Annotated in this window: 9 protein-coding genes and 1 pseudogene; 7 read left to right on the top strand and 3 right to left on the bottom strand. The window is 42.6% G+C overall.

The window, feature by feature from the left end; all coding sequences use genetic code 11:
- Position 1 precedes the first annotated feature (1 nt).
- From ilvC to AB3329_RS08780, 7 genes are all read left to right on the top strand, one after another.
- Positions 2-1,024 (top strand): ketol-acid reductoisomerase, encoded by a 1,023-nt coding sequence (gene ilvC / locus AB3329_RS08810; RefSeq protein ID WP_368395600.1) that lies wholly within the window; start codon positions 2-4, stop codon positions 1,022-1,024.
- Positions 1,025-1,623: 599 nt separating this feature from the next.
- A complete protein-coding gene (locus tag AB3329_RS08805; protein WP_368395598.1) occupies positions 1,624-2,007 on the top strand; it encodes a BlaI/MecI/CopY family transcriptional regulator in 384 nt (127 codons plus the stop codon).
- Position 2,008: 1 nt separating this feature from the next.
- On the top strand, positions 2,009-3,280 hold the full coding sequence (locus AB3329_RS08800) for a M56 family metallopeptidase (protein ID WP_368395596.1): 1,272 nt from the start codon (positions 2,009-2,011) through the stop codon (positions 3,278-3,280).
- 303 nt (positions 3,281-3,583) lie between these two features.
- Complete coding sequence (locus tag AB3329_RS08795; RefSeq protein ID WP_368395594.1) at positions 3,584-4,321, top strand: polyphosphate polymerase domain-containing protein; 738 nt, start codon at positions 3,584-3,586, stop codon at positions 4,319-4,321.
- Positions 4,311-4,997, top strand: a complete 687-nt coding sequence (locus tag AB3329_RS08790) for a DUF4956 domain-containing protein (RefSeq protein ID WP_368395592.1) — start codon at positions 4,311-4,313, stop codon at positions 4,995-4,997. Before AB3329_RS08795 ends, AB3329_RS08790 begins: the two co-directional genes overlap by 11 nt.
- Positions 4,998-5,142: 145 nt before the next feature.
- Entirely contained in the window at positions 5,143-6,393 is a 1,251-nt protein-coding gene (ilvA, locus tag AB3329_RS08785; protein ID WP_368395590.1) for a threonine ammonia-lyase IlvA, read from the top strand.
- An 879-nt stretch (positions 6,394-7,272) separates the two neighbouring features.
- Positions 7,273-8,160: an SPFH domain-containing protein gene (locus AB3329_RS08780; protein ID WP_368395588.1), complete on the top strand. Its 888-nt coding sequence runs from the start codon at positions 7,273-7,275 to the stop codon at positions 8,158-8,160.
- A gap of 203 nt (positions 8,161-8,363) precedes the next feature.
- Here the strand turns inward: AB3329_RS08780 and AB3329_RS08775 are convergent, their stop codons facing one another.
- The 3 genes and pseudogenes from AB3329_RS08775 to AB3329_RS08765 all read right to left on the bottom strand — a co-directional run bounded on the left by AB3329_RS08775 (position 8,364) and on the right by AB3329_RS08765 (position 11,016).
- On the bottom strand, positions 8,364-9,296 hold the full coding sequence (locus AB3329_RS08775) for an SLAC1 family transporter (RefSeq protein ID WP_368395586.1): 933 nt from the start codon (positions 9,294-9,296) through the stop codon (positions 8,364-8,366).
- 72 nt (positions 9,297-9,368) lie between these two features.
- Positions 9,369-10,433: an acyl-CoA dehydrogenase family protein gene (locus tag AB3329_RS08770; protein ID WP_368395584.1), complete on the bottom strand. Its 1,065-nt coding sequence runs from the start codon at positions 10,431-10,433 to the stop codon at positions 9,369-9,371.
- Between the two features lie 27 nt (positions 10,434-10,460).
- A pseudogene (locus AB3329_RS08765) lies at positions 10,461-11,016 on the bottom strand (carboxymuconolactone decarboxylase family protein).
- Positions 11,017-11,430: the final 414 nt, after the last annotated feature.

Genomic DNA, 11,430 nt, shown 5'->3' with positions numbered 1-11,430 from the left:
TATGGCAGTAACAATGGAATATGAAAAAGATGTTAAAACAGCAGCTCTTACAGGAAAGAAAATTGCAGTCATCGGTTATGGTTCGCAAGGTCATGCTCATGCGCAGAATTTACGCGATTCCGGTCATGATGTTATTATCGGTGTTCGGTCCGGTAAGTCATTTGATAAAGCCAAAGAAGATGGTTTTGCTGTTTATGAGGTGGCCCAGGCAACCGAGTTGGCTGATGTGATTATGATTTTGGCACCGGATGAAATTCAAGCTGACCTTTATGCTTCCGAAATTGCTCCAAACCTGCAGGCTGGCAATGCACTTGGCTTTGCCCATGGATTTAATATTTTGTTTGAATATATCAAAGCTCCTGCCGATGTAGATGTGTTCATGTGTGCACCTAAGGGTCCCGGACATTTGGTTCGCCGGACTTATACAGAAGGATTCGGGGTTCCTGCCCTCTATGCGGTATATCAGGATGCTACCGGCAATGCTAAAGATATCGCAATGGATTGGGCTAAAGGTGTCGGAGCGGCGCGTGTCGGCCTGCTTGAGACGACCTTCAAAGAAGAGACTGAAGAAGACTTGTTTGGCGAACAGGCTGTTCTCTGCGGCGGTTTAACTGCTCTTATTGAAACAGGCTTTGAAGTTCTTACAGAAGCAGGCTATGCTCCGGAATTGGCTTATTTTGAAGTTCTGCATGAAATGAAGCTGATTGTTGATTTAATTTATGAAGGCGGATTTAAAAAAATGCGTCAGTCTATTTCCAATACAGCTGAGTTCGGTGATTATGTGTCAGGACCGCGTGTCATTACCGAGCAAGTTAAGGAAAACATGAAGGCTGTTCTTGCTGATATTCAGTCCGGCAAATTTGCTCAAGAATTTGTTGAGGACTATAAGGCCGGCCGTCCTCGTCTGGAAGCCTACCGCAAAGCAGCAGCTGATTTAGAGATTGAAAAAGTCGGTGCAGAACTGCGTCAAGCCATGCCTTTTGTCGGGCAGGACGATGACGATGCATTTGCCATCTATAACTGATTTTTCTGAATAAACGGTCTAAAAAGAACAGGGTTTAAACAGCTATTAACCAATCTTTTGCCAAAAACAGCCGCAAATCATGCAGATTTTGCGGCTGTTTTTATAAAAAAGACTTTATCTGCTATCTGCTTTTATAGTTTGACTTTTTTGTATGACAATTGTAGAATAAAGATGAAAGTAAAACACGGCCTTTGTATCTTGGTGAATTTGAACACGGCCTAAGAGCTGTGCAGTGAAATCATCCAGTGGATGATTTCAGCCCGAACCTAGAAAAGGGAGAGTGAGGGGGCTGGAAATCACAGATTTCGGACTTACCGTCATTTTCATACGGATTTTTAAACGGGCTTTGTATCTTGGTAATTGAACACGCCCTAAGCTCTTTGCAAAAAAGATAAAACTTCCTAGAAACCGAAGTTTCTTCGTCAGTTTTCCTATTTTTGCTGTGAGCTTTAAACGGGCTTTGTATCTTGGTGAATTGAACACGCCCTAAAATCCTAGTGAAAAAGATGGCTGCCAGCGTGATGCAAGCATCACTTGCCACCCCCTATTTTCATACGGATTTTTAAACGGGCTTTGTATCTTGGTGTGGGAGGGTATTTATGAAATCAATGAAGCGTTTGCCGGATGCGGAATTTACGGTTTTGAAAGCTATCTGGCATTTACCCAATCCGGTGACCTCTTCACAGATTATTACTGCTTTGGGAGATGATAATCACTGGAAGCGTCAGACACTTCTGACTATTTTAGCTCGGCTGATAGAGAAAGGGTTTCTAAGCAGTGAACGGCAGGGCCGGGAACGTCTCTATACTGCCCTTGTTTCAGAAAATGAGTATATGGAGGTAGAGGCCAGCCATTTCTTCGAGCGCTATGAAGGACAGTCGTTCGGGAATTTAATGAAGTCTTTCTTTTCAACCCATCAGTTATCTGATGCGGACCTGGATGATATCAATCATTTGATACAGGAAAGAAAAGCAGGTGATTAGGATGCATGAACGAATATTCTCACTAATAATGGTAAATCTTCTGACGTCTTTTCTTATTGTGCTTTTAAGCGTGGCATTGTTCGCTTTAAAAACAAGGGTGTCAGCAGTGACAAAATATTTTCTCTGGCTGTTTATTCTGCTGGGTCTGATTTTCCCTTTTCGCCCTCATTTTGGGCAAGGGCTTCTGGAAGTTCCTTTCCAGTCTCTGCCGGGGAGCCGTTCAGTGGCCTACACAACTGCTTCGGATTCAGTCTCTAGGTCGGATTTTTGGGGCCGTCTGTCGCCTTCTTTCTGGCTTTTTCTCTTATTGTTTATTTGGCTTATTGGCTGCCTTTGGACAGTCAGCCGGCAGATTCTGGCTTATTATCGTTTTAGACAAATGCTGAAACATTGGGGGCAGCCAGTTACCGACGACCTTATAAAAAAACGTCTGGAAAGCAGCCGGAGATCATTAGGCATTAGGGCTTCCATTGAGCTGCTTGTCTGCCCGACTCTTAAGAGCCCTATGTTAACTGGTTTTCGTCGGCCGACTATCATCTTGCCTGAAACAGCCTATACAGATGAAGAATTGGATTTAATCTTTGAGCACGAACTTACCCACTTTAAGCATCATGATTTATATACTAATCTTTTAACAGCAGTGATTTTGACGCTTCACTGGTTCAATCCTATTGTGCGTTTTGCATGTAAAGAAATGCAGGAAGCTGCAGAAGCTTATTGTGACGATGCCGTTCTGCACCGTCATCAGAATGATTTTCGCTTCTTTTACAGTGAGACAATTTTGACGATGGTTGATCGCAGCAAAAGGGAATTAGGTCCTTTGACGACCTGCTTTTACTCTAATAAATTTAACTTACGCCGGCGTATTTTGACGATTATGGAAAGCGGCCGTTCCTTGAAAATGTTATCGCCCGTCCTGACATTTTTTCTGTTTCTGGCACTGCTTGGCTCCGGCTCAGTTTTTGCGCTGACCAGCCAGCAACTATCAGGTACAGGCAGCCAAACATTAAAAACGGTCTTTTCTGATGATACAGCAGCATCTTCAAAAACAGAAGAAAAGCAGTCAGACAGCAATTCTGAGGCAGAAACGGATCCTTTTGTTTCCTCTTCGGGAAGCAGTCAGGACACAGCATCTGCCCTTCCGGAGTCACCAGATCAAGAAGCATCTCTTCAGCCGTCTGCTGAGACTGTCCAGGCAGAAGCAAGTGACAGAGACAGCGATGACGATGATGATGATTTGGAAGATTACGATGATGATTATGACGATGACTGATAATTTTCTTTAGTCAGAAGCTGGATTGCTGATATATAATCTAAGCAGACGGCAAGCCTGAAATATTTGATTTCTAGCTTGCCATCTGCTTTTTGTCTCTTCCTGCCTGATATTTTGATAGGGAGCGAAATCTCAAATGGCTGGCTTTCCTTATTTTATCGGCTGAAGAGGAACTTGTATTTTTTACTTGACTTTTAAGTAAGACAATTGTAGAATATAGTTATAAACGACAGATGTAGAATTAATGATGGCATCTTTTATTTTTGGTTAACATTCTACAAAAGTAGAATAAGGAGGTTCAATATGAAAACTAAGAAAACTCAGACTCAGTTTAAACGTATCGAAACAAAGTATATTCTGACAAAAGAAGTTTTAGCCCTTTTGCAGGAAGAATGGCAGGACTATTTAATTGCCGATGATTATCCGGCTTCAACCATCAGCAATGTTTATTTTGACAATAAGGACTTTCAGATGATCCAAGATTCTATCTCGCACTTACATAATCGGGAAAAAGTAAGGATGCGTACCTATGAAGAACGGCCTAATGAAGAGAGCCAAGCCTTTTTAGAAATTAAGGAAAAGAAGCTGGATGTCGGTTACAAATTTCGTTTGATTTCAAACCCTTTGTCCATTATGAATTATGTTACAAACGGTCTGGTTGACAACACAACAGCGGACATTGAAATGACCAAAAAACTGCATCTTTTACGACTTCGTTATGGTCAGCTGCAACCGATGATGTATATTTCCTACAAACGCCATTCCCTTAGAGGAATTAAAAGCAGAAAAATACGTCTGACTATTGACCAAGATTTGCTCTATCGTACAGAAAATGTGTCCTTAACAGCGGGAAACTACGGTCAGCCTCTGCTTGAAGAAGGTCAGCTGATTATGGAAATCAAAGTATCAGATGCTATGCCGCAATGGCTGGCTGCTATTTTAGAAAAATACCAAATTGAGGAGCAGTCGTTTTCAAAATATGCTACCGCTTACCGCAGACAAATTGATGATCAAAAAGAGGTGAGTGCTCTTGTTCAATGATTTATTTAACAATGTTTTTTCGCAGACACAGGCTCATTTTTCGCCTTCAGTTTTACTGCTGGCCTTATTAACCAGTTTGCTTTTAGGTTTGCTCTTGGCTACCGCTTACAGACATAAGACTCTTTATACCAAAGAATTTGTTGTTACTTTGACTCTTCTCCCAAGTCTTATTGCTATGATTATATTGATGGTCAACGGCAATCTCGGGACCAGTGTGGCAGTAGCGGGAACATTCAGTCTGATTCGTTTTCGCTCTGCTGCCGGAGGAGCTAAAGAACTGCTGGCTATTTTTATGGCAACAGCCAGCGGAATTGCTGTTGGTATGGGCTATCTCTTTTTAGCAGTTGCTTTTACAGGCTTTCTGTCAGCTGTTTTATTCCTTTTTGAAACGTTTGGCTTTGGCTCTGTCAGTCATACAAGACGCCAGCTTTCTCTGCTGGTAGCAGATGAAGAGGATTATGAGACAAAGTTAGAACGTTTTTTAAACAAATTTTGCCGCGAGACAGAGTGTCTTTCCCTAAAATCCCTTCCTCAAAAAAATACTGTCGAATTAGAATATTTGCTTCATTTTAAACCCCAGACGACCGATAAAATTCTTATGGATAATTTGCGGTCTTATAAAGGTATTTTGGAAATTAAAATCAGCAAAATGGCTAAAAAGAAAAAGATTCTCTGACCGCCTTCTTTTCGGCAAAGAAATAACAAAAGGCCAAGCGGCCTTACCCGTAAGAATCTATTTGTCCTTTTTAAAAGCACTATGCATTTTAGTGCTTTTTTGCTATAATAAATTAACTGAAAATTGTGAAAAAAGGGGATAGAAGATGATAACTGCCCGAGATGTTCGAAAAGCCCATAATATTTTGAAAAATGTTGTCGAAAAAACACCATTAGATTTTGACCGTTATTTATCAGAAAAGTATGGGGCAACAGTCTACCTAAAACGAGAAAACATGCAGAAAGTCCGATCTTTTAAAATTCGCGGGGCCTACTATGCTATCTCTCAGCTTTCAGAAGAAGAAAAAAGCAGAGGAGTAGTCTGCGCCAGTGCCGGTAACCATGCTCAGGGTGTTGCCTTTACCTGTCATGAAATGAAAATTCCGGCTACGATTTTTATGCCGGTCACAACACCGCAGCAAAAAATTGGACAGGTTCAGTTTTTTGGCGGTCCTTATGTGACGACAAAGCTAGTGGGAGATACTTTTGATGCTTCTGCTCAGGCTGCATTGGATTATACTAAAGCTGAAGGTATGACTTTTATTGATCCTTTTGATGACCCCAATGTTCAGGCTGGGCAAGGGACGGTAGCTTATGAAATTTATGAGCAGGCTCAAGCCGATGGTGTCAGCTTTGACAGTGTCTTTGTTCCTGTTGGAGGCGGCGGTTTGATTTCAGGGGTAGCGGCTTATTTTAAAGATGTGGCTCCTGATATGACCGTTATCGGTGTGGAAGCAAGCGGTGCCAGAAGTATGAGGGCAGCTTTTGATAAAGGACACCCGGTAAAATTGGAACACATTGATAAATTTGCGGATGGTATTGCTGTGCAAAAGGTCGGCAGCACTACCTATGAAGCAGCCAGACGATATGTTGATCAACTGATTGGGGTGGATGAGGGCTTGATTTCAGAAACCTTGATAGACATGTATTCTAAACAGGGGATTATTGCGGAACCAGCAGGAGCTGCTGCTATAGCAGCACTTGAAGTCATGAAAGATGATATCAAAGGGAAGACCGTTGCCTGCATTATTTCGGGAGGAAATAATGATATTAACCGCATGCAGGAGATGGAAGAGCGTGCCCTGATTTATGACGGCGTTAAGCACTATTTTGTGGTCAATTTTCCGCAAAGGCCGGGTGCTCTTCGGGAATTTGTCAATAATATTCTGGGGCCAAACGATGATATCACACGTTTTGAATATATCAAACGGGCAAACAAAGGAACGGGACCGGTGCTGATTGGAATTACTTTGGGGGATAAGGCTGATTACGCTGCACTTATCGAACGGCTGTCAGCCTTTGACCCATCTTATATTAATTTACATGGCAACGAAAGCCTCTATAATATGCTTGTGTAGATTCATTTTCGCAGCAGCAGCCAATTCGGTATTCATTGTGCTTTCCTTTCAGGAAGCAGACATTTTCGAAAGCTTTTCCTTATATTTTCATGTTTTTCCTTGACAAAAACAGGAAAAAAACTATAATTGTATTATCTGAATGGGACAACAAATACATAGGTAGCCGTCTGATACTGGGATAAAAAAAGCTGGTCTTTAAGTTACGGCCTGAGCAATAGACGAGCAGCAGTCTAGCGCCATTTTATTCACTTTTTCAAAGTTTTAAAATGTCTGCCGGGCTCTGAGGGGATGGAAATCAAACTCTATAGTCTGGGTTCTGTCCCACTCCCTGGCTGTCCTGGCAGGGGTGCGTCTGCGAAATCAAAGATTTCGGACTTACCGCCATGTTTGCTTTGCTCTTTTCACGGACTTTGTATCTTGATGAACTGAACACGCCCTAAACGCTGTGCAAAAAAGATAAAATTTCCTAGAGTCTTAGCGACTCTTCGTCAATTTTCCTATTTTTGCTTTGCTCTTTTAACGGGCTTTGTATCTTGATGAACTGAACACGCCCTAAACGCTGCAGGAAAAGACTAGTCAAGCTGAGTGCTGATTTCATTACTATCCAGCCGTAGCCGTCTGAAGGCTTTATCGTCCTGTCAGCCGACCGCACCCTTCTAGCCGTCTTGGCAGAGGGGCGTCTGCGAAATCAAAGATTTCGGACTTACCGTCATTTTCCTTTTGCGTTTTAAACGGGCTTTGTATCTTGTTGGAACTGAACACGCCCTAAAATCCTAGTGAAAAAGATGGCTGTCAGCGTGATGCCAGCATCACTTGCCACCCCCTATTTTCATACGGATTTTTAAACGGGCTTTGTATCTTGTTGGAGGAGGTTTTAGGGTGTTTGCTTTATTTTTTATTTTATTTTTGTTTTTTATTTTTCTCATAGTGATTGGCAGTACGCTTTATGTTGTTCGGCAGCAGTCTGTTGCTATTATTGAGCGTTTTGGGAGGTATCAGGGGGTAGCTAGCAGCGGGATCCATGTCCGTCTGCCTTTTGGTATTGATAAGATTGCCGCACGAATTCAGCTGCGCTTGCTGCAGTCTGAAATTGTAGTTGAGACCAAAACGAAGGATAATGTTTTTGTTACTTTGAACATTGCCACACAGTATCGGGTTAATGAGCAGAATGTGACAGATGCTTATTACAAACTGATGAGGCCGGAAGCTCAGATTAAGTCCTACATTGAAGATGCTCTGCGTTCTTCAGTGCCAAAGCTGACATTGGATGAACTGTTTGAGAAAAAGGATGAAATAGCCTTAGAGGTTCAGCATCAGGTCGCAGAGGAAATGTCAACATACGGCTATCTTATTGTCAAGACGCTGATTACCAAGGTTGAACCTGACGCAGAAGTTAAACAGTCCATGAATGAGATTAATGCTGCTCAGCGGAAACGTGTTGCTGCTCAGGAACTGGCCAATGCCGATAAAATTAAGATTGTTACAGCTGCAGAAGCTGAGGCAGAAAAAGATCGCCTGCATGGTGTTGGTATTGCTCAGCAGCGTAAGGCAATTGTCGATGGTTTGGCAGAATCAATTCAGGAACTAAAGCTGGCTAATGTCGGGATGACAGAAGAGCAGATTATGTCTATTCTGTTGACTAACCAATATCTTGATACTCTAAATCAGTTTGCGGCAGCCGGTAATCAAACACTCTTTTTACCTAGCAAACCTGACGGAGTAGAGGATATTCGCACTCAAGTTCTGTCAGCTTTGAAAGCCAAATAAATGTAAGATTTGTCTTTTCCGGACAGGGAGCACACCATTAAAACCGGTACTTTTCTGTTTGGAAATATTAGTTCAAAAAACTTAAGATAAAAAAGCCTGCTTCTTTAATAGAAGTCAGGCTTTCTGCATTTTGCGGCTCTGTTTCGAACTGGAAATGTGGAAATCCCCACCAAGACAGAAATCGTTTTTAGAAAGAGAGAATTCTATAGTGAGCACGAGTTTCTGTCTTTAGCCTCAGTTATTTTCAGAAAAAATCTAAAGTAGCCATAGCTTACATATACAACACTTAGAACTGCGATAATTGCCTGGCCATCAGCTAAAATACTGAAAAAAAGGTGATTGACAGCGAGTTCGGCCAGACTCAGCCGCAGAGCAAGAGCCGAGTTGACTAGGGGAAATGTCACTGAAGCATACAGCGGGGTAAAGTTTTGAGCTAGAATTTTAGGGAGCCTAACTAAAACCAAAGCATAGAGAAACTGTGCTAAGAGGGTGAGACCGATAACGAAGAAGCGATTAGGATGTGGACTTAGATTTAAGTAAGATGTCAGCAAGAGAGAAGTGGGGGCTGCTAAAATAATCAAAGTCGGATAATACGCTTTTTCGATACCAAACCGTAAGAGACGGTAAAAAATCACCGGCATCAGCAGGAGATATCCGATGACAGCTCCAACCCAAATCCACCAGCCTGCTGTTATTGCCGGAAAAAGGGGCGGAACGGTACTAGCTGCTGCAATCCCCACATAAACAATCACCCAACTGGGATAAACCAAAGCTAAGTTTCGGGAAAGAACAAATTTAAAGCTAAAAGCAGCAATATAAAGTAAATAAAGCATTAGAACCAACAGCCATAAAATCCAGCGGATTGCGATGTTAAAGGGACTGGCGTTCACCAGAAATGATAAAGCCATCAAGAGGGCTGCAAAGCCGGAAGCAGTAACCGGAGAGGAAAATTCTTTTCTCAGATTCTCTCTGGTCACCACTAGGCGTAAGAAGAGAAGGACTAACAGCGGTAAGGTAAATCCAAAAATCCAGAATCTGACAGGCGGACAAATCCCAGCAAACAGGTTGCCCAGAGCTATTATGCCTAAAATCAGTCCTGCTAATGCTAAGGGGATTTTTTTGATGAAATGAACCATAGAGTCTCCTTTAACTCAGATAAAAAACAGGGGCAGCATTTAAGCAACACTGTCCCTGCCGGCTTATAAAAATTAATGAGCTAAAATGTGCCGCAGCTGCACAGCGCTCGGGGAGACAATAGGCAGGAAAGCTCCTTCATTCCAGCGCCGGATAAAGCTGGAAGAAGAATGGCGGAAGTAGCTTTGGCCGCCGCCAGACTGCAATTCTAACAGAAGACTTGTAGACGCTAAATCTACGATATCAATCCGCAGCTGAAAAAGCTCTTTAGGGTGCTCAACAAAATAATGTTCTTTGTCTAAGCCGGAATAGAGGGTGCTTTTCAGCCGCCTCAGCCGATCCAGCGCATCAGTATAGTCCTTAGTTAAAACTGAACGGCCTTTATCTAGACTTTGTTCCACTTCAGCCAATGCCCGTTCTGTTAAGCCCAACCCCATACCGAATTGAAAACCCAGAAAAGCTGGCCGTGTCTGAGCCAAAAAGTCTTGAGCGTCATAAGATAGGATCCAGCGTTTATCCAGCGGCACCCTGTCAAAAGTCAATGCAGCTGTATTAGATCCTTGAAGCGCTACAAATTCCAAATCTTCTGAACGTTTTAAACCATCAGTCTCTGAAGGAACTGCCACAATGATTGGCTTTTGGCTGCTATTTTCAAAACCAGCCGCAAAGACAGCCACAAAACGATCAGAACGCAGATTCGTCACCCAGGGCAGCCGACCTTGCAAATAGTAGTTATCTCCTTTTTCGATAACAGTAACATTGAGTTCTTCGATGGCGGATAAAAATTTAACCGCATTGGACAGTCCTGTTCCGGCGGCGCGTTGTCCTGTTATGAGTTCAGATAGCCAGACAGTACGTGGATAGGGATTGCTGCTTGCTAAAATATTTTCGATAAAGGTTCTGTGTCCCCAAGAAATAAAGGCGGCAGTCAGTGACTGTTTGCCTAATTCTGTCAAGGCTTCAATGACAGCTGATTGGTTTCCTCCGCTACCTCCCAGTTCTTTTGGGACACCGATTTTAAAAACCTCTTCTTTAGCAATGCGCTCCAGCAGGCTGTCTGCCAATGTTCCGGAGTTTTGGTCCAGTTCTTCTGCATGATTTTCCAGCCAAGTCGTAAATTCTTTTGAAAATTCTGTCATACTCGTTCTCTCTTTTTGCCTATTTCTTTATAAAGCATAAGGCTGTAATTCAGGATTGATTGGGGTATTGATCAGATTGTTGGCATAATTGCACAAAGTTGCGAGGCTGACGCCGAGTACGACATCCAGAGCGTTTTCTCGACTGTAGCCTGCTGCAAAGAAATCATCTAAGGCTTGGTCGCCGACCTTACCTTTGTTATGGATAATAGCCAAGGTAAATTTAACCAGCGTATTGAGCTTAGGATCGCTGTCAATTGGTGTTCCTTTACGGAGTGCCTCCAGAACATCTTGGGGAATTTTGACCTGCTTAATGGAAACTGCAGTATGTCCGGCAACACAAAAGGCACAGCCATTGGCTACGGCTGCTGTAATCTGAACAGCTTCACGTTCAGTTGCAGTCAGGCTGGTTCGGCGGTTAATGGCCCCAACTGTCTGGTAGGTTTCCAAGGCAGTCGGTGAATTAGCTAAAAGACCGATAAGATTTGGAATATAACCACCATTATTTTTTTTTGACAGCCGTCAGATTTTCTTTGAGATTTTCTGGGGCGCTTTCAATTGTATGAATAGGGAATTTAGCAGACATAAGTTCTCTCCTCGTAAAATAAGTTTATGGGGATTTTCAATCCCAAGTGTTAACAATTTTATAGCTTGACTATTGCAAGGTTTTCCAGAACAATAGAGTCATGGAATGGACTCATGGTTGTTTCTTTCTCTCCTTGTTGCTTAGACTTCATTTTAAAGTCTGTTACCCAAGCCTTGTCCCTACTTCCAACACACTAGCTGTTTCCACTAAGCTCACTTCTGTACCTAGTAGGGTACAGGCGGCAGCTGAGCCAGTGACTAGAATTCTCTTATGCGAGGCTGTTGGTGCAAGGTGTTTCTGGGGAACCTTACAGTAGTCAAGAAAACTTCCAAATCCAATTGAAAGGAGACCTTCCAAATGAAATGTTTTGTCGGTTTAGACGTTAGCTCTACCAAACTTGATGTCTGTGTCATG

The sequence above is a fragment of the Streptococcus huangxiaojuni genome (genome assembly GCF_040930515.1).
GTDB lineage: Bacteria > Bacillota > Bacilli > Lactobacillales > Streptococcaceae > Streptococcus > Streptococcus huangxiaojuni.
This window is presented reverse-complemented; position numbering and strand designations above follow the sequence as displayed.